Consider the following 22,373-nt stretch of genomic DNA (forward strand, 5'->3'; position numbering starts at 1 on the left):
ACCCCCCACAATCCGCTGCCCTGATACCCCCCTCCCACTGTGGAGAGGGGTTTTCACTCTCTACATAACCTGCTCTACAGAGTCTGGGTCGCTTGAACCCACCAGTCCGGGTGGGCCAGGGCGATGGCCTTCGCGGCATCGTAGGCCGCGTCGTCGCTGGGGGCCAGGGCAAAGCAGGTGCTGCCCGAACCGCTCATCAGGGGCGAACGCAGGCCCGCACGCGCCAGCGCGGCCAGCGCCTCACGAACGGGGGCGTGGCGGGCGCTGACGCTATCTTGCAGGGCATTGGGATACGGCACCTCCCCTCCGCCGCCCAGCGCCGCCAGGATCGCGTTCACGTCCAGGGCAGGGGTAAACGCCTCCTCGTCGTCCAGCCACATGTAGGCGTCGCGGGCGCTGACCTCTACCCCCGGATTGACCAGCACCAGCGAAGTGCGCGGCACCGGCACCGGCATCAGCACCTCGCCGATGCCCTCCGCGACGGCGGCCTGCCCCAGCAGGAAGAACGGCACGTCCGCGCCCAGACCCAGCGCCAGTTCAGGCAGGGACACGGATGAGGGATACAGGCGGGCCAGGGCCATTAACGTGGTGGCCGCGTCGCTGCTGCCGCCGCCCAGACCGGAAGCCAGCGGCAGGCGCTTGTGCAGCGTGATCGCCGCGCCCTGCGTCACTCCCGCCGCGTCCAGATACGCGCGGGCGGCGCGGTAGACCAGATTGCGACTGTCGGCGGGCAGGTACGCGCTCCGCCCCTCGACCCACTGCACCTCCAGGGTCAGGGTGTCTGCCGGGCCGATCTCCAGATCGTCGCCCACCGCCAGCGGAACCATCAGCGTATGCAGCTCGTGGTAGCCGTCGGTGCGCTGGGAACGCACGCTGAGGCCAAAGTTGACCTTGGCCGGGGCCAGATAGGTTCTGGAGGTCAGGGCAGGGGGGCTGAGGGTCACACCCCCCAGCATTCCATACAGGGGCGGGGGGCAGGCCAGAAAAACCGGACAGTGATCACGCTCAGACCTTTAGACTCTCAGCTTCCCGCGTCCCAGACCGGGGCCAGCGCCTGGGCCAGTGCCAGATCGCCGGGGGTGGTGACCTTGAACAGCCGGGCGTCGCCGGGGACCAGCCGCACCTGCCCGCCCTGCCGCGCGATCAGGCCGGCGTCGTCGGTGGCGGCGTGGCCGTCTGCCGCCGCCGCCTCGTGTGCCGCCAGCAGCAACTCGCGGCGAAAGCCCTGCGGCGTCTGCACGGCCCACAGCCCTTCGCGGAAGATAGACGCGCCCCACATCCCGCCTTCCCCCGCCCGCACCAGCGTGTCGGCCACGGGCAGGGCCACCGTTGCCGCACCAGTTTCGGCCACCGCTTCCAGCAGGGCGTAAATGATATCGGCGGGCAAGAATGGCCGGGCGGCGTCGTGAATCAGCACGGTGTCGGCCACCGTCGCACGCAACAGGCGGCGCACGCTGTCCTGGCGGGTCTGACCGCCGACGATGGCGCGGGCATTGATGCCAGATGGCAGCTCCATGCCGTCCGGCAGGGCCACCAGAACCTCGTCCACATGCGGAGCCAGGGCGGCGACGCTGCGGGACAGTAGGGACAGGCCACCCACCGTCACGAACGCCTTGTGACCCAGACCCAGGCGGGTGCCACTTCCGGCGGCGGGAATCAGGGCCGCCGTGGTGCCGGACAGCAGACAGGCGTTACTCAAGCCTCCGCCCTGTTCATGGTTCTTCGTCACGCCAGCGTTTGAAGCCGGGGGCGTTCAGGCCGAACTGGTCCAGCACGCGGGCCGTTACGAAATGAAGCAGCTCGTCCACATCCTTTGGCGAGTGGTAGAAGCCGGGGCTGGCGGTCATGACGGTGGCCCCGGCGTCGTGGGCAGCCAGCATGTTTTGCAGCGTGGGCCGGGGCAGCGGGTCCTCACGCAGCACCAGCACCAGGGGGCGGCGTTCCTTGAGGGTCACATGCGCGGCGCGCGACAGCAGGTTGTCGGCAAAGCCGTGCGCGATCTTGGCCAGGGTTCCGGCGCTGCACGGAATGACCAGCATCCCGTCGGTGCGGTAGGAACCGCTGGCGACGCTGGCGGCCAGATCACGGTCCTCGTGGACGTGGGTGGCGTACTGCGTCAGATCGGCCAGTTGGGGGCCGCCCTCGGCGCTCATCACGCGCTTTGCGCCGCTGCTGACCACCAGATGCGTCTCGATGTTCTGCCCGTCCTGCTTCAGTCCGTGCAGCGCCCGCAGCACATCCACCGCGTAGGGGATGCCGCTGCCCCCGGACACGCCCACCACCAGCCTCAAGCACCCCTCCCCAGGATGCACCGTCTTAAATGGTTTGCTCTCATGGGGCAAAGGGTAGCAGGCAGCGTGGGCCGCGCCCGCATCCCACCGCTCTTTCTGACGCTGGAGAACTGCTGATCCGGCCAGGGATTGATGGGAAATATTGAATCCCTCACAACATCTCCAGCTTTTTTAAGACAGTCACACCTTTATGTAAATACTTCACTCCTTGGCTGCTGATCCTGTCAGACCGCTCTGCGTAGGTTGGGCGCAGTTGCCCGCGAGACCGGAGAAAGACCACCGCAACCGAGGAGTCCCATGCGAAACACCTGTTCTGGAGTGCTGGCCCTGTCCCTTGTTCTGAGCGCCTGTGGGCAGAGCGTCTCCCCCGCGTCCGGGTCCCCGGCGGCCACTCCGGTATCCGCCACCACCCCGGCTCTGGGCCTGCCAGGGCAGAACGCGGCCAGTGCAGAGCTTGGACATGCAGAGTCTGGAAAGAGCGCCAACAGTATCAAGCTCCCGCCAACTGGGAAGGTGAACTGGGACTGGCAGATCGGGGCGGCCACGGAACGGCACATCAAGGTGGCAGCGGGCACCACCCTGATCGGTCTCGACGGGTTCACGGTGTCGGCGGCCAAAGTCGCGGAGCTGAAGGGGCAGGGGCTGTACACCGTCTGCTACATCAATGCGGGCAGCTTTGAGCCGTACCGCCCCGACTCGGCCCGCTACCCGGCTTACCTGAAGATTCAGCAGGACCCCGACTGGCCCGACGAGGCGTTTCTGGACATCACCGACGTGTTCCGGCCCGGTTCGGTGCTGGCGGACATCCTGACCGAGCGCATGAAAATGTGCAAGGCCAAGGGATTTGACGCGCTGGAGCCAGACAACCTGCAAAACGACGAGAATGTCAGCGGCGGGCGCATTACCACGCAGCAACAGATCGACTTCAACGGCTGGATTGCCGATCAGGCGCACCTGCTGGGGCTGGCTGTATTCCAGAAAAACGGCCCCGACAAGGTGTTGCTGCGGGACCGCACGGGCAAGATGATGGTGGAAAAGTTCGACGGGATTCTGAACGAGGCGTGCCAGCAATACCGCGAATGTGGCCCGCTGGCCGAGTACACCCGGCGCGGCAAGCTGGCCCTGAACGTGGAATACCGCCGCAACAAGGCGCTGGACTGCGGCCTGATGGCCCAGCACGGCATCAACGCCCTGAAAAAGGACCGCTATCTGGCGGGTGGAACGACGCGCGCTTACCTGCGCGAAACCTGCGACTGAGCGGAAGTTCGCCCATCCTGGCACGCGGTCAGCATGGGCGGTAGCCCGCTAGACTGGCCCCATGAACCTGTCCGACACCCGCCTGGCCCTGCGTGACGCCCGCCGCGTGGCCGTGCTGACCGGCGCGGGCATCAGCGCCGAGAGCGGCATTCCCACCTTCCGCGACGCGCAGACGGGCCACTGGGCACGGTTTAAGCCCGAGGACCTCGCCAGCCCGGACGCTTACTTCCGCGATCCAGAACTGGTGTGGGAGTGGTACGCGGGCCGTTACCGCGACGTGATGGCCGCTACGCCCAACGCCGGGCATGAGCTGCTGGCGCGGCTGGAACGCGAGAAGGGCGACGGCTACTTCTTAGCCACCCAGAACGTGGACGGCCTGCACACCCGAGCCGGAAGCGAGAGGCTGGTGGAACTGCACGGCAACCTGACCACCGCCCGCTGCGAGGTCTGCGCCCAGGTGGAGGACCTGCCCGCCCCGGCGGACTTCATGCCGCCTCCGGTCTGCTCCAGATGCGGCGGACGGATGCGCCCCAACATCGTCTGGTTTGGCGAATTCTTGCCCGAACAGGTGCTGGAGGCCGCCGCCGACGCCTTCGCCGCTGCCGACGTGGCCCTGATCATCGGCACCAGTGGCGTGGTGTACCCGGCGGCGGGGCTGGCCTTCGAGACGCTGGAACGCGGCGGAACGGTGATCGAGATCAACCCGGATGAAACCGAGCTGACCGCGAGGCTGAGCTTCAGCCTGCGCGAGACGGCCTCGCGGGGGTTGGCAACTTTGATGGATGGATAGAAATTAGCTGGGATGATCCAGAATCACATCATTTTTGTAGTAGTCTCGGCCCATGCCGGAGGTGTGCAGTTTCTATGGAATCAAAATCGTGTTCTATTACCGCGATCACCTGCCGCCGCACTTCCACGCCATTTACGGCGACGACGAGGCCACAGTTCTGATCGACGATCTGGCGCTGGATGACGGCTGGCTGCCCCGGCGGGCGCTGCGGCTGGTGCTGGAATGGGCCGCCATGCATCAGGTCTGGGAACTGGCCCGCGCGCAGGAGCCGCTGGGCCGTATAGACCCGCTGGAATAATGGGAGGACCGATGTACAAACTCGCTGCCGTCGTTGCCGAAGCACCCCACACCCTGCACCTGACCTTCACGGATGGAGCCGCTGTCACGGCAGACGTGAGCATTCTGCTGTCTGGCGGCGGCGTGTTCGCACCGCTGGAAGACCCAGTCTTCTTTAATCAGGTCGCGGTGGGAGCGCGGGGCCGCTCGCTGGGCTGGCCGGGCGAACTGGATTTAGATGCCGATTCGTTCCGTCCTGAAACTTACGGGGATACGCCTCCGGAGTTTCCCCTGAGCGATTTTGTGCCGCCGCAGACGGCCAATCCAGTCAGCCAGAAATTGCGACAGGCGGTGGAAGCCAGCGGGGAGGCACAGGCCGTGATCGCCCAGCGTGCCGGAATGCGTCAGCAAGCGCTGAGCCGCCTGATTGACCCCTATTACGAGGGTCATTCACTGGCAACGCTGACGCGCTTGGCCGACGCATTGGGAATGGAGTTAAGGGTAGAGTTTGTGGCTAAAGAGAAGAGGGCGTCATAGAACGCTACTCCAGCACATATCGAACAGCCTCTTCAAACCCAACCTTCCCAGCCTCGGCCCGTTTCAACACCTTGTTCAGTTTCCACGGCATCCAGTCGGTCTGGCCTGTCGTACTCCGCAAAAAGCCGCGCACGCCGACTTCCACGTAGCGGGCGTCCTTGCCCAGCAGGGCGCTGAGGCCCGCGCGCACCGCCTCCGGGTCACGCAAAGGCCCGGTCAGGCGGGCAGACGGAATATCAGGCTTAACCTCCGGCTCCGGCACGGGTTCGCTGGCGGTGCGGGTGGGCGCGGGATGCGGGCGGTACAACTCCACGCGGAAGCCGTCCAGCACCAGCAGCGCGGCCAATGCCTGTGCCTCGGGCAGCGGGTGGGCGAAGGTGACGTGAATGTCCAGTTCGTGCCCGCGCTTGCCCTTGTCGGTCTTGACGGGCGGGGTCTCCATCGGGCCTCCGGTCATGCCGCCGCGCTCTCCTCAAGCAGCTTGCGGTGGTTGCGCAGGTGCATGGCGATCATCCGCAGCCAGTCCAGCGCGTCGATCTCGCCAAAAAACTGGTGCCAGAAGGTGCGCCCCGGCGTCGCCGTGACATGGGCGGCCATCTCTTCTAATTTCTGGCGGTGTTCGGCCCAGGCGGTGTCCAGCGCTTCAAATGGCATCCCCTCTGCGCTGGGCAGCAGCGCTGCGGGGGACTGCCGCTTGCCGTCGATGATCTCGCCGGGCACCTGCGGCATGGGGCGCAGTTCCTTGTCCGACATCAGCAGGCGCATCATCGGGACAATGCTGTTGTCGATCTTCATGATGTGTTCGGCGTCCTGGGCTGGAGACCACTCGCGGCCCGTTTGGGTGGTGGTCCAGTCGGCCTCACGGCCCCGCAGGTGGGCTTCCATACGGTCCAGTTCCACGCTCAGGCGGGTACGGACTTCCTCGGGGGTATGGCCCACGAACAGCAGCACGGAGGGATCGAACAGAGGTTGTGTCATGCGGGCAGTTTAGCGGGTGAATGGGGCAGATTGCGGTGGAGAATGCGCGGTGGCCCCTCACCTCCGCCGCAGGTGGAGAGGGAGTAAGGCCTTCAGACCCTTCGACTCTTGACCCTTTGACCCGCCTCCCCTACCGCCCCAGCCCCTCTGAAAACTCCACCTCTGCCCCCCACTCCGGGTGATCGATCAGCGGATTGCGGTTGCCCTGGCGGGCAAAGATCAGGGCATTGCGGTGCTTTTCCCAGTCGCCGGGGGGCTGCGCCGCGTGCCACGCCAGCAGCGTTTCCAGGTGCCGGGCGCTGTACTGGCGCACCACGCCGGGGTAGCGCAGCAGAAAGTAAAGGGTAGCCCGCGCCGCCGCGCCCTTGCCGTGGGCTGGCTCGAATTCGCCGGGATCGCGGCGGCCACAGTCGCTCCGCAATGCCTCACCGTAATCGGGGAAATCGTAATACGGCGTGTTGCCCCGAAAGGAATTGCAATCGGGTTCGCAGGCAAACAGGTGATGCAGGTCCCCACGCATCGGCTCGCGCTTGGCAAACCAGCTCTGCGGGACGACGTGTTCGCAGTTGTACGGGAAGGCGTCTTCCAGCGTATCCAGCGAGATGCCCTCGCGGGCCGCCAGTTCGGTGCGGCGGGTTTGCGAGACCAGATCGGCGGCGATGAACTCTTCCGGCGTGTGTTCGCGGGCGCTGTACAGGCTGCGGAGTTTGCCGTCCGGCCACAGGTCTATAGCTGGATACAGTTCGGTGGCGGGCGAGTAGCGCGGCGTCTGCGCGTGCGTGCGCGTGAGCAGTTGTGACAGCGCCAGAAAGCGGTCCTGGGACGTGGCATTTTCGGGAAGTCCAGCGTAATAGGCCGCTGCATCCGCCCCATCCTGCGGGTTGAGGTAAGCGCCCGGCTGAGGTTCAGGTTGCGGCCTGGGCACGGATGGGGCAGGCATGGCCTCTCCCCCCTTCACCCGCACCTTCAGCGTGACGGGCCAGCTTGCCACGCCGTCCGGTCCCGCCGTAATAGACCCCAGATCGAGGGTGCTGACGGCTTCCAGCACGCCCTCACCGGGAGCGACAGGCGCGGAGACGATGACGGGCGGGCGATTGGCACTCAGGACCTCGGCCACCAGCGCATTGCCCGCCGCGTCGGCACGGGTCCGCAGATCGTTCAGGATGCGGCTGACGCGCACGCCTTCGTTGGCGATCCAGTCGATGGCGCTGTCGGGATCGCCGGGTTGCAATGGCTGACCGTCGCGGCGCAGGGTGCGGCCCTGGTCATCGGTGCGCGGCACGCCGCTGTGGTGCAGGGCCACCACCTCCCAGGCGTCGTTGAAGACCGGGCTGCCGCTGCTGCCGGGGGCGGTGTCGGTCTCGTAGTGCAGATAGTCGGGCAACAGGTCGATCAGGCGGTTTTCACGCAGAGCAATCTGCTTGGTCTCGCCGCCGGGGTGCTGCACGATGCTCAGGGCCTCGCCCAGCACGGTCTTGTCGGCGCTGGCGATCATGGGCAGCCAGCCGTAGGCAACCGTGTCACCGCGCACCGCCACCAGCGAGTAATCCAGCCCCTCGGAGGTCAGAAAAAGTGTGTCCGGGTCCAGCGGAAGCGTGACGGGCGTGGCGAGTTCGCCGCCCGGCAGCAACTCATAATTGAACTCGATCACGGCAAGTTTCGCGGTGGCAGCGTTCTCCAGCACATGATGGTTGGTCAGGATGGTGTGCGGGCTGCACAGCCAGCCGGTACCGAAGCCCACGGTGCGGCCCCGCGCGTCTTTGAGGACCACGCGCCCCACCGCCCGCGAGGCGCTGCGAGCCAGATCCAGATACGCCACGCCCACCAGATCGTTTGCGCCCAGCACCCGCTCGGCCTGAATGCGGGTCTTGCCCGGCCAGCGCTCGGCCACCACCGCCATCTTCTCGCGGCCCTCTGAAATAGCGCAGGCGTCGGCATACGGAACGCCCAGGCGGGTCAGCCGGGCTTCCATCCTTTCATCAGAATTGGCCGCCAGCGGGCCGCCCACGATCAGGCGTTCATGCGTCCTTGCCCTATCGGCGTCGCGGCTGACATAGCGGGCGTGCGTTTCCTCCAGCACCTGCGGCGGAATGTCCATAGCCACAGCGTACTGGACAGGGGTGAGGCGGGGGCGCGGCCTTCAGCTCACCTTGACTGACAGTCGACATTGAACCCTCGCCTGCTGTCCCCCGTATTCCCATTGAGAGCTGCGACACAGACCGTGCCGTCCCCACCTCAAGGAGACCACCATGAACATCAAAAACCTGCTGACCCTGACCCTGCTGACCACCCTGACCCTGGCCTCTGCCCAGAGCATGGACAATATGAACAAGGACAACATGTCCAAGGATTCGATGTCCAAAGGCAGTCTGTCGATGTCCATGACCGGTGCGCCGATGCTGCGCTTTACCGAGGAAAAGGGCATGAACATGATGATGGGCCACAGCAATGACCTGATGATCATGGCCGCCCCCGGCATGGGCAAATACACCTACAACATGATGAAGGGCAACAGCGCCACCCTGACCTTTGCCAGCAAGAATGCCAAAGCGCTGTTCAACTACTATTCCAAGGCCATCAAGTCCGAGGGCTGGAAGGAAGACATGGACATGGCGATGGGCATGATGAAGGACGGCACGTACAGCGAGGCTTACGTGATGGGCAAGTACAAACTGGACCTGATGACGGCCACCAAGGGCAACATGACCGTGGTGACCTTCAAGACCCACTAGATTTTACGTGGTTGAGCTGAAGCCGGAAGCTGCGTGGTCAGTTTCCGGCTTTTTCAGCCCAGTGCGGCCTCAGCGAACGGGCTTGCCGAGGCTAACCTTCCCCCCCAGATAGGGCCGCAGCGCCTCCGGCACACGAATGGTGCCGTCTGCCTGCTGATGGTTTTCCAGAAACGGCACCAGGATGCGCGGCGTGGCGATTCCGGTGTTGTTCAACGTGTACGCAAAGGTCAGCTTGCCGTCCTCGTCGCGGTAGCGCAGATTCGTGCGCCGCGACTGCCAGTCGCCCAGATAGCTGCAACTGTGGGTCTCACGGTACAGATTCTCGCTGGGCACCCAGCTTTCCAGGTCGTACATCAGCACCTTGCCCGCGCCCATGTCGCCCGTACAGTTCTGGACGACGCGGTACGGCAGTTCCAGGGCGGTCAGCAGGTCCTCAGCATTCTGCAGAATCTTGCCGAACCACTCCAGCGCCTCGGCCTCATCGGCGCGGCACAACACGTATTGCTCGACTTTGCGGAACTCGTGGACGCGGATCAGCCCGCGCACGTCGCGCCCCGCACTGCCCGCCTCGCTGCGGAAGGCCGCGCTGATGGCAGCAAACGTCATTGGCAGCGCCGCCAGAGGCAACTGCTCCCCGGCGTACAGGCTGTTGACCGGCACCTCGGACGTTCCGGCCAGCATCAACTCGTCGCCGTCGATCTTGTAGACCTGATCCTCGCCGCCGGGGAAATGGCCGCTGCCCACGAAGGTCTCGGGGCGGACCAGGGCGCTGGTGCTGAGGGGCGTGAAGCCGCGCGCGGACAGGAAATCCAGCGCGAACATCTGCACGGCCATTTCCAGCAGCACCGCCTCGCCTTTCAGCAGATAGCTGCGGCTGCCCGAGACCTGCGCCACGCGCTCGGGATCGCTCCAGCCCTGGAGGTCCAGCAGTTCCACATGATCCAGCGGTTTGAAAGCAAACTCCGGCAGCACGCCCTCACGGCGCAGTTCCACGTTCTCGGAGTCGTCCTTGCCCACCGGCACGCTGTCCAGGGGAATATTCGGCACGCGCAGCAGCAGTTGCCTGAGCTGTTCCTCGTGGGCACGCAGGGCGGGTTCCAGCGCCTTGATTTCCTCGCCCAGCTCCTTGCCCTTGACGATCAGGGCGGGGCGCTCGTCGGGCGTGGCCTTCGGGACCAGCTTGGCGTTGGCGTTGCGCTCGGCCTGCATCGCCTCCACGCGCTGCTTGACGCCCAACAGCTCATGGTCCAGCGCCAGCAGCTCATCCAGATCGAGGTTGGTGCCCTTGACCTTGATGGCGTGCTTGACGGCTCCGGCGTTCTCGCGGATAAATTTGAGGTCCAGCATTCAGTCGGCCTCGACGGTGCGGGGAACGCGAATCAAGCCGTCCTGCATTTCGGGTGCCAGCGCCGCGATCACGGAGACGGGGAACGCCTCGCCGGGCACGTCGTCTCGCAGCACGTTGACCAGATTCACCGGGCGCTGCATTTCCTCCACGCCGTCGGTGTTGACCTCGCTTAACTGCTCGAAGTAGCCCAGCACGCGCACGAGGTCCTGGGTCATAGTTGCCCGTTCATCGGGGGTCAGTTCCAGCCGCGCGAGGCTGGCGAGGTGGTCCATCTGGGCGGCGTCAATCATGCTGGGCAGTATAGATTCTGGGCACGGCCTGTGGCTGCTGCATTCTGGCGGCATGGCCTGTACGCCGACTGGCCTACAGTTTTCCGATCAGCCCGCAGCTAGCGCCGCCCAGTTGCCAGGCGGCTGTAGAACTGATAGGGAACAACCTGAGTCCGTGAGGGCCACTGTTGGCCACGAGGCCTTTTCGGGCTGGGCGGGACTATCCCCCACACCACACGCGCCGACGGGCACAAGAACGGCTCGCAATCGGTATTCGCCAGTTCGGGGAATTGAGAAAACTCACATTGACACTCCAGGGCAGGCGGTGTAGCCTGCCGGAATCACAACTACGCAACCGTGGAACCGCTTCCGAAATGAAGAAGCGCAGTCGGGGTCCGCCCGGTCTATCCACACAAGGAGAACAAATGAAGAAAGCTATTGCACTTGTCAGCCTGACCGCCGCCATCGCCGCCTCCAGCCAGGCCGGGGCCGTTCAGATCACCCTGGCCTGCGGAACCGTGGGGCAGGAACTCCAGCTCTGCAAGGACGGCGCGGCGCGCTGGGCCAAGAAGACCGGCAACACCGTCAAGGTCTTTGAAAGCCCCAACCTGACCAACGACCGCCTGGGCCTGTACCAGCAGCAACTGGCCGCCAAGAGCGACGCCATCGACGTGTATCAGCTCGACATCATCTGGCCCGGCCTGCTGTCCCAGCACTTCGTGGACCTGAAGAGCAAGATTCCCGCCGCAGAAGTGAACGCACACTTCAAGGGCATCATCGCCGCCGACACCGTGGACGGCAAACTGGTCGCTATGCCGTGGTTCACCGACGCGGGCCTGCTGTACTACCGCACGGACCTGATGAAGAAGTACGGCTACAACGCCGCGCCCAAGACCTGGGCCGAGCTGGCCACCATGGCCAAGAAGATTCAGGACGGCGAGAAGAAGACCAGCAGCACCTTTACCGGCTTCGTCTTCCAGGGCAAGAACTACGAGGGCCTGACCTGCGACGCGCTGGAATGGCTGGTGTCCTTCGGCGGCGGCACCGTCGTGGATGACAGTGGCAAGATCACGGTCAACAACGCCAACGCCGCCAAGGCGATGGACACCGCCGCAAGCTGGGTCAAGAGCATCAGCCCCGCTGGCGTGACCACCTACGGTGAAGAGGAAGCGCGCGGCATCTTCCAGTCGGGCAACGCGGCGTTCATGCGCAACTGGCCCTACGCCTGGGCACTGGGCCAGAGCGACGACAGCAAGGTCAAGGGCAAGATCGGCGTGGCCCCACTGCCCAGCGGCGGCAACGGCGCAGCGGCGACGCTGGGCGGCTGGAACCTGGGCGTCAGCATGTACTCCAAGAACCAGGCCGCCGCCATCGATCTGGTGCGCTACCTGACCGGCGCAGACGAGCAGAAGGTCCGCGCCATCGAGGGAGCCTACAACCCCACCCGTCCCGCGCTGTACAAGGACCAGGCCATCCTGAAGGCCAACCCCTTCTTCGGCAGCCTGCTGGACGTGTTCACCAGCGCCGTGGCCCGCCCCTCCGGCCCCACCAAGCTGAAGTACAACCAGGTTTCGCAGGCCTTCGCGGGCGCAGTCAGCGACGTGATGGCAGGCAAGAGCAAGGGCGCAGCCGCCGTCAAGAAGCTGGAAACGGACCTGGCACGCATCAAGGGACGCGGCTGGTAAGCGCGGCTACTCCACCCCTCACCGTCCGGTGAACTGGGGGACGCCCGCAACACTGGGGCGTCCCCCTTTTTGGCCCCGCCTCTTGATCCAGTCACTCTTGCGCCTCCGGTGCCGTTAAACCAGAACCGGATGGAGCCAGTAATCCAGAAGCCCCAAAGTAGATCAGACCACCTTTTGTTCGACGTGCTTGTTCGGCAGCGCATCCTTTTGTTCGGTTCAGCTCAGATTTTTCTGTTTACCGACAGGCCCATCCACTGACAAGCCCATCCGCAAACCAGGAGGCCCCAGACCATGACGACCAACGCCCCAACCCAACCTCCAACTGCCCCACCAATGGGGCGCAAAAAGAAGGTGCGCGGCATTGAAGGCGCTCGCGCCTGGCAGGCATTCTGGCTGCTGCTGCCCACATTAATCGCCATCGCGCTGGTGGCCGGATTCCCGCTGTATCGCACGATCTTCTTCTCGGCGCAGGAGGCCAACCTGACCACGCCGGACCAGGCCACCTTCATCGGCTTCCAGAACTTCTGGTTCACCACCGCCGAGGGCATCGGCCTGGGCTTCATGCAGGACCCGCAGTGGTGGACCGCCGTTCGCAACACACTGATCTTCACCGTGTTCTCGGTGGCGTTGGAAACCGTGTTCGGCATGATCATCGCGCTGGTGGTCAACAGCGCCTTCGCGGGGCGTTCGTTCCTGCGCACCGCCATGCTGGTGCCCTGGGCGATTCCCACGGTGGTCTCGGCGCAGATGTGGGCCTATATGTACAACGATTCTTTTGGCCTGATCGGACAGGGGGTGCTGGGCGGGCAGGCGCTGCTGGCCGATTCGGGCACGGCCATCTGGGCGATGATCGCGGTGGACGTGTGGAAGACCACCTCCTTCATGGCGCTGCTGATTCTGGCCGGCCTGCAAAGCCTGCCGGGCGACATGTACGAGGCCGCCGACATGGACGGCGCGAGCAAGTGGACCCAGTTCTGGCGCATGACGCTGCCGCTGCTGCGGCCCGCGCTGCTGGTGGCCCTGGTGTTCCGCAGCCTGGACGCCCTGCGCGTGTTCGACATCATGTACGTGATGCTGGGCGCGAACGTGGCCGCCAGTACCAGCATGACCGGCTACGCCCGCCAGCAACTGATCGACAACCAACTGCTGGGCACTGGCAGTGCCGTCTCGGTGGCGATTTTTATCATCATCATGGCGATTGTGGTCATCTACGTGACCGCCTTCCGCGTGAAGTTCGACTAAAGGAGGGCTGTCCATGTACCTGAAACGCACCAACCCCGGTATGTACTACCTTCAGCGGACGCTGTTCTACCTGCTGGTCATCGTGATTACCCTGTATCTGCTGCTGCCCTTCGGCTGGGCCGTGCTGACCAGTTTCCGGCGGGCCACCGATCTGTTCCTGCCGCCGCTGCAATTCGCCTTTGCGCCCACCACCCTGGACAACTACACCCAGGTCTTCGCCAACGCCAGCTTCCGGCGCGGGCTGCTGTTCAGCACCATCGTCGCGGTGGGCGCAGTGGCCGTCAGCCTGCTGTTCGGTTCATTTGCCGCCTACGCGCTGGGGCGTTTCCGCTTCCGGGGCAAGCAGTTCATCATGTACATCATCCTGGCGGTCAGCGTGTTTCCGCAGATCGCCGTGCTGGGCGGCCTGTTCACGCTGATCACGCGCTTCAACCTGTTCGACAACCCGATTGGCCTGATGGTCTCGTACCTGATCTTCACCATTCCGTTCACCGTCTGGGTACTGACTTCCTTTGTGCGCGACATTCCCGGCGAGCTGGAAGAAGCCGCGCTGGTGGACGGCGCGTCGCCGCTGCAAACGCTGTTCAAGGTGCTGTTTCCGGTGATGATGCCCGCGCTGGTGACCACCGGTCTGCTGGCCTTTATCAACGCCTGGAACGAGTACCTGTTCGCGCTGACCTTCATGAGTACCAACCGCACCGTGCCCGTGGTGATCGCCAACTACTCCGGCGCGTCGCAGTTTGACCAGCCGTGGGGGCCGATCATGGCCGCCAGCATCGTGGTCACGATTCCACTGATCACGCTGGTGCTGATTTTCCAGCGCAACATCGTGTCCGGCCTGACGGCGGGAGCGGTTAAAGGCTAACCTCTTTTCTGACCAAACCGCCTCTCCGACGGCTGGAGAGGCGGTTTTTTTGTTCAGCTCATCCTTAATTCAGCCGCCTGACCCGCTTCTGGCCTGAACCCGCATACGTATCCGCCACGCCACGCAGCATCTGCCGGGCCAGGGTGATCAGCTCATCCTCGCCCGCACCCTCCAGGCGGAAGCTGCCGCCGTCGCCGTATTCGCCCTGAAAGGCCCCGCCCACCCGGCGCACGCGCACCAGCACCTCGCACAGGCCCAGGCGCAGCCAGGCGGCGTGAAAACCCCCGGTGGGCACAGGGCGCAGGCGGTTGGCGGGGTCCACGGTGAAGTCCAGCGTCACGTTGTTCAGCGGCAACCCCGGCCCGCTGGCAGCACGCAGGGCGTGGTACAGCGCATTGAGAAACGTCTCGCAGGCGCGCTCCTCGGCCTGACGCTCATGGGCGTGGCGGCGGATGGCGGCCTGAAGCTCGTCGAACTCGCTCATGGAAGGTCACTGGCGGGGGGCATCTCAGCCGTATTCCTATCACGCCAGCACGGACGGGCGATATTAGGATTTGATCATCGGAGGTATGCTGCGGCGCGTGATTGCCGCTCCCCACCCCGCCCCCATCCTGTTCATCTCCAACGGCACGGCGGAAGACCTGATCGGGGCGCGGCTGGCCGGACTGCTGCCGGGCGAGATTCGTTATTCCCCACTGGTGGGAGAAGGCCGGGCTTATGCCGCCGCCGAGGCCAACCGCGTGGGCCGGGTCCTGCACCTGCCCAGCGGCGGCTTTCCCTTCGGCAGTCTGAACAACCTGAAGGCAGATTTGAGGGCCGGATTGATCGGTGACTCGCTGGGGCAGTGGAGCGACGCCGTGCGCGGGGCCAGAGGTGCGGGCGCAGTCGTCGTGGTGGGCGACGCCTACGCACTGATGGTGGGAACCGTTGCGGCGAGAATGAACAAACTCCCGTTGATTCACGTTCAGCCGCTGCTGAGCGCACAGTATCTGGATGGCCTGGGCCTGCGCGGGGCTTTGCGAGAACTGAACGCGCTGGGGGCCAACCTGCCCATGCCTTATGAGTTGCGGCTGGCATGCGGGGCAGACGCGGTGTTCGTGCGCGACGCCGCCACCCAGCGCTACTACCAGCGGCGCGGCGTCCCGGCCCGCTTTGCCGGAAGTTTCGCGATGGATGTACTGGACAGGCCAGAGCGTGAACTGAATCTGCCACCGGGCCGTCCAGTGCTGGCCCTGCTGCCCGGTTCGCGGGAGGATTACCGCGAAAGTCTGCCCGTAATGCTGGAGGCCGCTGCTCTGCTGCCGAAAGTCACTTCATTGGTGGCCTGGCCGCACGACTGGGAAGCGGTCACGTTACCCGACGGCTGGACGCTAGAGATTAAGAACGGCGCGGAGGCGCGGGCAGTGGGCAGTGACGCGGGCATCCGCCTGCTACGCGGTGCTTTCGGCGCGGTGGCGAGGGCGGCAGATATCGCCATCGGCACGTCTGGCACCGCCAACGAGCAACTGGCCGGTCTGGGGGTGCCCGTCATCGCCTTCGCCACGAACGGCCCGCAATACACCGAAGGCTTTGCGCGGCGGCAGGGGCGTCTGCTGGGCGCTGCGCTGCGGGTGGTGAAGGCGGACCCGGTGATTCTTGCGGCAGAGGTCAGGTCAACTCTTGGCAACGGCTCCAAACGGGCGCGGGCGGCGCTGTACGGATTGACCCGCATCGGCCCGGCGGGGGCCTTGCCTGTGATCGCAGCGGAGATCGAGCGGCTGGCACAGCACTGATCACCCAGAACGAAAAAACACCCGGCACTGAGGCGGGGTGTCTTTCTGAAGAGGCTCTGGAAAGTCAGGTCAGGGCGTGATGTCCTCGTCGGCGTCGCCCATGTTGGTGCTGGGCGGATCGCTGCCGTCCATGGTCTGTGCCACGGCCACGTCCTGCTTGTCCATGCCGCGTTCCTTGTAGTCCCCGGCCTCGTGGCTCTCGGCCTTGACCTCGGCGTCCAGTTCCTCGCGCACGTCGGTTTTGCCCATGAATTGCAACTCCACATTGGTGGGTTCAGGCTTGCCGTCCGTATCGGTGTTGCCGGGCAGCTTCCCGCCTGGGCGATCATCATTCTGGGTCATGCCCCCACGCTACCAAGCCGGGCTGAGAACGCACCTGAGACATTCCTTTATATAGGCGAAAGGTGGAGGGCAAAACTGCCTTAGCCGCCCAGCCGCAACACGCTCTGGTTGCCGCGCAGCACGAAGACCAGGATGCCCGCCCCAGCCAGCACCCCGGCCTGCCGCTCCAGATTCTTCACCGAGTCGGGGGCGGCCACCCACTGGCGGCGCGGCTTCTCGCCGGGTTCCAGGTAAAAGCCCTCGGGCATGGCGACGATGGCCACCCGGCTGGCGGTGGCCCGCGCCCGCATGGCCCCGGCGATCAGCGCGGGCGCGGGGCTGGCGCTCAGGATGATCAGGTTGCCCCCCGAACGCGTGGGCGGAATCACGGGCGGGGCCGGGTCCGGCTGAAGCTGCGCCAGCCGCAGCAGGGCGGAATGCAGCGCCTCGGCGTGGCGGCCTGTGGGGGTCACGCCCGCGTTGGTGGCGACAGAGACGGGCAATTCCAGGGCCAGCGCCTCCTGCACCAGACTGGCGGCCAGACGCACGGCACTTTCGGTAAACACCTCTCCCCCGCTGCTCACGTCCAGATAGACGGTCACGCTGCTGGCCGCCGTGCGCTCCGGCTCACGCACACTCAGGGTGCCCGTGCGGGCGCTGGAACGCCAGTGGATGCGTCCCGGCGGATCGCCCGGCACATACTCGCGCACGCTCCGCAGGCTGATGGGATCGTCCAGACCCAGGCGGCGGCTCAGGCCACCCTCGCTCAGCAGGGGGCGCAGCAGGTCCGGCAGACGCAGGCCGTGGGGACTGGGAAACACATCCAGGCGCTGGGAAACTGGAACGGACACGCTACGCCAGAACAGCCCCAGCGGATCGGCCCAGTGCAGCGTCGCGCCCGGCCATTCGTAGACGCCCCGGCTGTTGAGGGTCAGGTGGGTACGGACCTCCTGCTCGGAGTGGCCCAGCAGTTCGCCGGACAGCCGCACGGGCGCGTCCACCACCACAGCGCGCGGCGTGGGGTCTTCCAGCAGATACCGGATGGGGAGGCGGCTGTGCAGATCGAGCCGGACCATCAGGGGCAGGCGGGTGCCCTGAAAGCCGTTGGGCGGCACCTCGCGCGTCAGGGAGACGTGGGGCGGCTTGCGATAGAGCCACCACAGCAGCGCGCCCAGCACGCCGAGAACCGCCAGCCACACCAGGGCCGAGATCAGGAAGTTCACTGCGCGGCGACAGCCTCAGCCTGAGAGTGATCCGATTCCACCGGCACCGGCTCGGAGCGCAGCACCTCACGCACCACTTCCTCGGCGGGCAATCCCTGCAAGCGGGCCTCGATCCGCAGGCTCAGGCGGTGGGCCAGCACCCCTGGCGCGGCGCGCTGCACGTCGTCGGGCGTGACGTAACCGCGCCCCTCCATCCACGCCAGCGCCTGCGCCACCCCTTGCAGGGCCAAACTGGCACGCGGACCACCGCCCAGCGCCACGGCGGAATGCGTGCGCGTGCGGGCCGCCAGCGAGGCCATATACCGCCGCAGATCCTCTGAGACATACACGGCCTGAACCTCACGGCGGGCAGCCAGCAAGTCGGCAGGGGCGGCCACCGATTCCAGCGTGTAGATCGGGTGCTGCCCCTGAAGGCGCGAGAGCATCCGCACCTCTTCCTCCAGCGTGGGATAGCCCACCGACAGGCGCAGCAAGAAGCGGTCCAGTTGCGCCTCGGGCAGGCGGTAGGTGCCCTCGTTCTCAATCGGGTTCTGGGTGGCGATCACCACGAAGGGCTGCTCCAGCATGTGCGTGACGCCGGATTCGGTGACCTGCCCCTCGCCCATCGCCTCCAGCAGCGCGGACTGGGTCTTGGGGGTGGCGCGGTTGATCTCGTCGGCCAGCAACACGCCCGTGAAGATCGGCCCCGGCACGAACTCGAAGGTGCCGCTGGCGGGGCGGTACACGCTGACGCCGGTCACGTCGCCGGGCAGCAGATCGGGGGTGAACTGCACGCGGGTGAAGGTCAGGCCCAGGCTGATCGCCAGCGCGCGGGCCAGCATGGTCTTGCCGGTGCCTGGGGCGTCTTCCAGCAGCACATGGCCCCCAGCCAGCACCCCGGCCAGGGCCAGCCCGGACACACCCTCCTTGCCCACCAGCACGCGGGCGATGTTGTCCAGAATGCTGCGGGCAAAGGGCTGCGTGGTGGGTGAAGGAGACAGGGATGAATCGGTCATGGATTTTCCTTTGTTGGCAGGGAGTCGGGAGCGTCTTCGGATGGATCAGAGTCTTCGGATGGATCGTGGGGGGGCGGCAGATCGGGCAGCATCCCGGCCAGTTCCTGCGCTGCCGCCTCGGCCTGGGCAGCGTCCTCGTCGGTCACGCGCCCGCCGTAGCGCACCGGGCCATACGCGCGGGTCAGGGTGTCCAGCGGGCCAGTCAAGACGGGATCAAAGCCCGACAGCCGCGCCGCGTAGCCTACCGGGGTTTCGGCGGCCAGCCTGCCGCGCCCGTGCTGCCGTAGCATTTCCTCGGCCTGTCTGTAGGCGAGGCGGACACGGTGCAGGGCGGGCTGGGCGGGGGCGGCAGCCTCACCCTTCAGCCCCGGCAAGACCTTCCCGTCCCCCTCTTTCTCCCCGGCCTGCGTGAAGTTCAGCCAGAGCAGGGCTGCGGCCAGCGCAAACAGCATCACCAGACTGAGCCACAGCAGCGCCCGCATAAAGCCGCTGATGTCGATCTGCCGCCACCCGGTGATGTTGCTGAGCAGTTGCCCCAGTGCGTTGCCCGCGCCGGGACCCATCGTTTGCGCTGCCCCTGCTGCGCCGCCCCCACCTCCGCCGGACAGCAACACGCCTGCCGCCAGCCACAGCGCCCCGGTCAGCAGTAACCCCGCCACCATCAGGATCTCGATCAGGCGGGCTTTACGTCCCTCCTCCCGGCGGAGTCTGAACAGCAGCCCGCCACCTGCCACCAGCAACAGCAGCCCGCCCAGCAGGATGGCATCTACAGGCAGAAAAACGTTATCGATGGTGAATTGGAACGGCAATTCCAGGCCGGGCGAGGTGGGGGCAGACGGCGTCTGGCCCAGGTCCGGGGGTGGCGGTTGGTTGGGGGGCGGCGCGGTCTGCACGTTAGCCGCAGGAGGCGACGGCTCTCCCAGCGCCGCCCAGTTCACGGCCTGACGCGGCAACAACACGCTGAAGACCAGCAGGGCTGCCAGCGCCGCGCCCACCACCCACCACACGCGGGGTGTCGGTTGCTCGGGACGCCGTCCCATCCGTTCGTCACGGCCCGGAATCGCCAGCAGTCCCCCGGCCAGCGCCAGCAGCAGCCCCGGCTGTGGGGCCAGCAGCCCGATCAGCAGCGGCACAAACAGCGCCCCACGACTGCGCCGCAAGCCGTCGGTGATGCGGTTGGCGGACCAGTTCAGGGCAATCACCACAAAAAACAGGGCCAGATAGTGCAGGGCCAGACCCACCAGCGCCGTCCGGCCCTGCGCCAGCGCTGCCGGGGCCAGGGCCACCGCCGCGCCGCCCACGATCAGCAGACTCAGCAGCAGGCGGCCTTCCTCCCAGCGCGGCCAGCGCACGGCCAGGCCGAACAGCACGCACAGCAGCGCGGTGGCCCACCACGGCAGCCAGCCCGCCGCCGCCAGCGGAAACAGCGCCAGCCCGTAAGCCCGCCAGGACACCCGCGCCGGGGCGTCCAGCCAGGGTTCCTCACGCGGCGCGGCGGTCAGGAGGATTCCTCGAACTTCATCTCGACTGGCTTCATCTCAACTGGAGAATACGCGCTTGGGTGGGGAAAGTTGCCGTCTGTGAGGTCGTCTTCCTGTAGAACCTGGCTTCGCCGCGTGGAGGAGCTGCTCCCACGAAAACCCCTCTCCTGCGGAGCTGTACCAGCCAGTCTGCTTCGCAGCCAGCTCTCCTCAAAAGGGAGCCAAGAGGCGAAAAAGACTGTGCAGAACAGCAATTTCCTTACCTCCCTTCCAAGAGGAGGTACACCGAAGGGGCGGAGGGGTTTTCGTGGGAGCCAACCTTCACGTCACCGGAAATACCTTCTCCTCCTCGGCATCAAAAAAACCGCCCCCAACTTTCGTCGGGGGCGGCGCAGAACAACAATCTGGTCAGTCCAGAAAGTCGCGCAGTTTGCGGGTGCGGCTCTCGTGGTACTTGAGCTTGCGTAGCGCCTTGTTCTCGATCTGGCGGATGCGTTCGCGGGTGACGCTGAAGCGTTGGCCGACTTCTTCCAGAGTATGTTCGCGGCCATCGACGAGGCCCTTGCGGAACTTCAGGACCATCGCCTCGCGCTCGGTCAGCTTAGACAGCGCCTTTTCCAGCTCTTCGGAGAGCAGGGTCTTGGCTGCGTTGTCCACCGGAGAATCCAGATTGTCGTCGGGAATGAAGTCGCCGTAGAAGCTGTCCTTCTCGTCACCGATGGGGGTTTCCAGGCTGACGGGTTCCTGGCTGACCTTCTGGACCTCTTCCACCTTGTTGGCGTCCCAGCCCGGTCCCATCGCCTCGGCGATTTCCTCGTGGGTCGCCTCGCGAGAGAGTTCCTGCTGGAGCTGCCGCGCCGTGCGGGTCAGCTTGTTGATGGTTTCCACCATATGCACCGGAATGCGGATGGTGCGCGCCTGATCGGCGATGGCGCGGTTGATGGCCTGCCTGATCCACCACGTCGCGTAGGTGGAGAACTTGTAGCGGCGGCGGTACTCGAACTTCTCCACCGCGCGGATCAATCCCTGGTTGCCCTCCTGGATCAGATCGAGGAAGCCCAGACCACGCCCGGTGTATTTCTTGGCGATGCTGACCACCAAGCGCAGGTTGGCCTCGATCAATCCCTGGCGTGCTGCCGCGCCGTCTTCCACCTGACGCATCTGGCGGCGGCGGGCGCGGTCTTCCATCTCCAGCTCTTCTTCCAGAATCTTGCGAGCTTCCTCGCCTTCCTCAATGCGGCGGGCCAGCGCGATTTCCTCTTCGAGGGTCAGCAGCGGCACCCGCCCGATCTCGTGCAGGTACTGGCGCACCGGGTCATTGCTGACGGCGCGCGGCATGTCGTCGAAGTACTTTTCCTCGTCGTCGGGCTGGTTGGTGGCGCGGGCAGCGGCGGGGCCGTCCTCGGTTTCCTCGTCCTCAGACTCTTCCTCGTCATCCTCGTCGGCGTCCTGAACCTCAATGTTCTGGGCGGCGATGTAGAGCTGCAAATCCTCGAAGGCGTCGGCGTTCTCTGGGTTTTCCGGGTCCAAACCGTTGGCTTCCAGGGCGGTGGCCAGGGCCGTGACGATGTCCTCGGAGGCCAGCACGCCTGCCACCTTGCCGTTCTTGAGCAGTTCCTGAATGCCGGGGTGCGCGTAGTACGGCTTGTCGGCCACGGCGGCTTTGGGTGCGGCAGGTGCCTTGCCTGCGGCTTTGCCGGAGGGGGCCTTGACCGCAGCCATCTTCTTATCGGCCTTGGCAGGCGCTTCAGCAGTGGCTTCGGCAGCCGTGGCCGTTTTCTTGGGCGCGGCTTTTTTGGCTGGGGCCTTGGCTTTGGGTTCAGCGGCGTCTGCTTCGGTAACAGCTTTCTTCGCGGCTGGCTTCTTGGCGGCAGCCTTCACCGGCGCGTCGCCGTCGGTCTTGGCGGTTGCTGCTTTCTTGGCCGCAGGCTTCTTCACGGGGGCGGAATTGGCTGATGCTTCTTCGGCGGCAACAGCTTTGGCGACGGCGGGTTTGGCCCCGCCCACACGGGTGCGCGGCTTCTTTTCAGCGGCCTGGGGAGCCGCTTCGGGGATGTCAGTTGCTTGTTCGGGTGATGCTTTGGTGGACTCTGCCATGCGGCCTCCTGTGGCAAAAAATGGATCAATCGGGGGAAGGCGGAACTCAGGTCTCAAACCCGGAGACTGGATGCCGAAACGCGCCAGTCTAGCAAACGCATTCGCGGGCCAGCGCCCACCTGAAGGCAGTCGTAAATTTTACCACGCCCCCGGTGAGTCTGCCAGCACGCCTATCAACACTTCCATTACGTGTCAAACAGGGAAAAGGTTCCCG

At 65.5% G+C, this 22,373-nt stretch carries 23 protein-coding genes; 9 read left to right on the plus strand and 14 right to left on the minus strand.

Annotation, left to right across the window (positions count from 1 at the left end; translation table 11 throughout):
- Positions 1 to 74: 74 nt before the first annotated feature.
- The 3 genes from DAAJ005_RS12295 to DAAJ005_RS12305 form a co-directional block, all read right to left on the minus strand.
- On the minus strand, positions 75 to 956 hold the full coding sequence (locus tag DAAJ005_RS12295) for a 4-(cytidine 5'-diphospho)-2-C-methyl-D-erythritol kinase (protein ID WP_151847359.1): 882 nt from the start codon (positions 954 to 956) through the stop codon (positions 75 to 77).
- A gap of 65 nt (positions 957 to 1,021) precedes the next feature.
- On the minus strand, positions 1,022 to 1,699 hold the full coding sequence (gene ispD / locus DAAJ005_RS12300; protein ID WP_151847360.1) for a 2-C-methyl-D-erythritol 4-phosphate cytidylyltransferase: 678 nt from the start codon (positions 1,697 to 1,699) through the stop codon (positions 1,022 to 1,024).
- 13 nt (positions 1,700 to 1,712) lie between these two features.
- On the minus strand, positions 1,713 to 2,291 hold the full coding sequence (locus tag DAAJ005_RS12305) for a UbiX family flavin prenyltransferase (RefSeq protein WP_192930752.1): 579 nt from the start codon (positions 2,289 to 2,291) through the stop codon (positions 1,713 to 1,715).
- Positions 2,292 to 2,588: 297 nt separating this feature from the next.
- On the opposite strand from DAAJ005_RS12305, the gene DAAJ005_RS12310 reads away from it, so the two are divergent.
- The 4 genes from DAAJ005_RS12310 (at position 2,589) to DAAJ005_RS12325 (ending at position 5,151) form a co-directional block, all read left to right on the plus strand.
- Positions 2,589 to 3,548: an endo alpha-1,4 polygalactosaminidase gene (locus tag DAAJ005_RS12310; protein WP_151847361.1), complete on the plus strand. Its 960-nt coding sequence runs from the start codon at positions 2,589 to 2,591 to the stop codon at positions 3,546 to 3,548.
- Positions 3,549 to 3,609: 61 nt separating this feature from the next.
- Positions 3,610 to 4,338 (plus strand): NAD-dependent deacylase, encoded by a 729-nt coding sequence (locus tag DAAJ005_RS12315; protein WP_151847362.1) that lies wholly within the window; start codon positions 3,610 to 3,612, stop codon positions 4,336 to 4,338.
- Between the two features lie 52 nt (positions 4,339 to 4,390).
- The gene (locus tag DAAJ005_RS12320; protein ID WP_151847363.1) at positions 4,391 to 4,636 is read left to right on the plus strand and encodes a DUF4160 domain-containing protein; all 246 of its coding nucleotides are present in this window, start codon (positions 4,391 to 4,393) and stop codon (positions 4,634 to 4,636) included.
- An 11-nt stretch (positions 4,637 to 4,647) separates the two neighbouring features.
- Positions 4,648 to 5,151, plus strand: a complete 504-nt coding sequence (locus DAAJ005_RS12325; protein WP_151847364.1) for a DUF2442 domain-containing protein — start codon at positions 4,648 to 4,650, stop codon at positions 5,149 to 5,151.
- Between the two features lie 4 nt (positions 5,152 to 5,155).
- On the opposite strand, the gene DAAJ005_RS12330 is transcribed toward DAAJ005_RS12325, so the two are convergent.
- From DAAJ005_RS12330 to DAAJ005_RS12340, 3 genes are all read right to left on the minus strand, one after another.
- Positions 5,156 to 5,608: a hypothetical protein gene (locus DAAJ005_RS12330; protein ID WP_151847365.1), complete on the minus strand. Its 453-nt coding sequence runs from the start codon at positions 5,606 to 5,608 to the stop codon at positions 5,156 to 5,158.
- Positions 5,605 to 6,129, minus strand: a complete 525-nt coding sequence (locus DAAJ005_RS12335; RefSeq protein WP_151847366.1) for a DinB family protein — start codon at positions 6,127 to 6,129, stop codon at positions 5,605 to 5,607. The genes DAAJ005_RS12330 and DAAJ005_RS12335 overlap by 4 nt, the downstream gene beginning before the upstream one ends.
- A 130-nt stretch (positions 6,130 to 6,259) precedes the next feature.
- Complete coding sequence (locus DAAJ005_RS12340) at positions 6,260 to 8,227, minus strand: endonuclease (RefSeq protein ID WP_151847367.1); 1,968 nt, start codon at positions 8,225 to 8,227, stop codon at positions 6,260 to 6,262.
- Positions 8,228 to 8,378: 151 nt separating this feature from the next.
- On the opposite strand from DAAJ005_RS12340, the gene DAAJ005_RS12345 reads away from it, so the two are divergent.
- Positions 8,379 to 8,861, plus strand: coding sequence for a hypothetical protein (locus DAAJ005_RS12345; protein WP_151847368.1), 483 nt, complete (start codon positions 8,379 to 8,381; stop codon positions 8,859 to 8,861).
- Between the two features lie 69 nt (positions 8,862 to 8,930).
- On the opposite strand, the gene serS is transcribed toward DAAJ005_RS12345, so the two are convergent.
- Both serS and gatC read right to left on the minus strand, forming a co-directional pair.
- The gene (serS, locus tag DAAJ005_RS12350) at positions 8,931 to 10,208 is read right to left on the minus strand and encodes a serine--tRNA ligase (RefSeq protein WP_151847369.1); all 1,278 of its coding nucleotides are present in this window, start codon (positions 10,206 to 10,208) and stop codon (positions 8,931 to 8,933) included.
- Positions 10,209 to 10,499, minus strand: coding sequence for an Asp-tRNA(Asn)/Glu-tRNA(Gln) amidotransferase subunit GatC (gatC, locus tag DAAJ005_RS12355; RefSeq protein WP_151847370.1), 291 nt, complete (start codon positions 10,497 to 10,499; stop codon positions 10,209 to 10,211). It abuts the gene before it with no gap.
- A 404-nt stretch (positions 10,500 to 10,903) separates the two neighbouring features.
- Here gatC and DAAJ005_RS12360 point away from each other — a divergent pair, with 404 nt between their 5' ends.
- The 3 genes from DAAJ005_RS12360 to DAAJ005_RS12370 all read left to right on the plus strand — a co-directional run bounded on the left by DAAJ005_RS12360 (position 10,904) and on the right by DAAJ005_RS12370 (position 14,270).
- On the plus strand, positions 10,904 to 12,163 hold the full coding sequence (locus tag DAAJ005_RS12360; RefSeq protein WP_151847371.1) for an ABC transporter substrate-binding protein: 1,260 nt from the start codon (positions 10,904 to 10,906) through the stop codon (positions 12,161 to 12,163).
- A gap of 291 nt (positions 12,164 to 12,454) precedes the next feature.
- Positions 12,455 to 13,405 carry a carbohydrate ABC transporter permease gene (locus DAAJ005_RS12365; RefSeq protein WP_151847372.1) on the plus strand — a complete coding sequence of 317 codons (951 nt, stop codon included), beginning with the start codon at positions 12,455 to 12,457 and terminating at the stop codon, positions 13,403 to 13,405.
- Between the two features lie 13 nt (positions 13,406 to 13,418).
- Positions 13,419 to 14,270, plus strand: a complete 852-nt coding sequence (locus DAAJ005_RS12370) for a carbohydrate ABC transporter permease (protein ID WP_151847373.1) — start codon at positions 13,419 to 13,421, stop codon at positions 14,268 to 14,270.
- 64 nt (positions 14,271 to 14,334) lie between these two features.
- Here DAAJ005_RS12370 and DAAJ005_RS12375 read toward each other — a convergent pair whose 3' ends face one another.
- A complete protein-coding gene (locus DAAJ005_RS12375) occupies positions 14,335 to 14,754 on the minus strand; it encodes a hypothetical protein (protein ID WP_151847374.1) in 420 nt (139 codons plus the stop codon).
- Positions 14,755 to 14,851: 97 nt separating this feature from the next.
- Between DAAJ005_RS12375 and DAAJ005_RS12380 the strand changes: the two genes are divergently transcribed.
- Positions 14,852 to 16,042: a lipid-A-disaccharide synthase-related protein gene (locus DAAJ005_RS12380; RefSeq protein ID WP_370519710.1), complete on the plus strand. Its 1,191-nt coding sequence runs from the start codon at positions 14,852 to 14,854 to the stop codon at positions 16,040 to 16,042.
- A gap of 69 nt (positions 16,043 to 16,111) precedes the next feature.
- Here the strand turns inward: DAAJ005_RS12380 and DAAJ005_RS12385 are convergent, their stop codons facing one another.
- The 5 genes from DAAJ005_RS12385 to rpoD form a co-directional block, all read right to left on the minus strand.
- Positions 16,112 to 16,384, minus strand: a complete 273-nt coding sequence (locus tag DAAJ005_RS12385) for an M-like protein (protein WP_151847376.1) — start codon at positions 16,382 to 16,384, stop codon at positions 16,112 to 16,114.
- Positions 16,385 to 16,464: 80 nt separating this feature from the next.
- A complete protein-coding gene (locus DAAJ005_RS12390) occupies positions 16,465 to 17,586 on the minus strand; it encodes a DUF58 domain-containing protein (protein WP_151847377.1) in 1,122 nt (373 codons plus the stop codon).
- Positions 17,583 to 18,581 (minus strand): MoxR family ATPase, encoded by a 999-nt coding sequence (locus DAAJ005_RS12395; protein ID WP_151847378.1) that lies wholly within the window; start codon positions 18,579 to 18,581, stop codon positions 17,583 to 17,585. Before DAAJ005_RS12395 ends, DAAJ005_RS12390 begins: the two co-directional genes overlap by 4 nt.
- Positions 18,578 to 20,035, minus strand: a complete 1,458-nt coding sequence (locus tag DAAJ005_RS12400) for a DUF4129 domain-containing protein (protein ID WP_151847379.1) — start codon at positions 20,033 to 20,035, stop codon at positions 18,578 to 18,580. The genes DAAJ005_RS12395 and DAAJ005_RS12400 overlap by 4 nt, the downstream gene beginning before the upstream one ends.
- Positions 20,036 to 20,470: 435 nt before the next feature.
- Positions 20,471 to 22,159, minus strand: a complete 1,689-nt coding sequence (gene rpoD, locus DAAJ005_RS12405) for an RNA polymerase sigma factor RpoD (protein WP_304523483.1) — start codon at positions 22,157 to 22,159, stop codon at positions 20,471 to 20,473.
- Positions 22,160 to 22,373 lie beyond the last annotated feature (214 nt).

Origin of the sequence: Deinococcus sp. AJ005 (assembly GCF_009017495.1) — a bacterium.
Taxonomy (GTDB): Bacteria; Deinococcota; Deinococci; order Deinococcales; family Deinococcaceae; genus Deinococcus.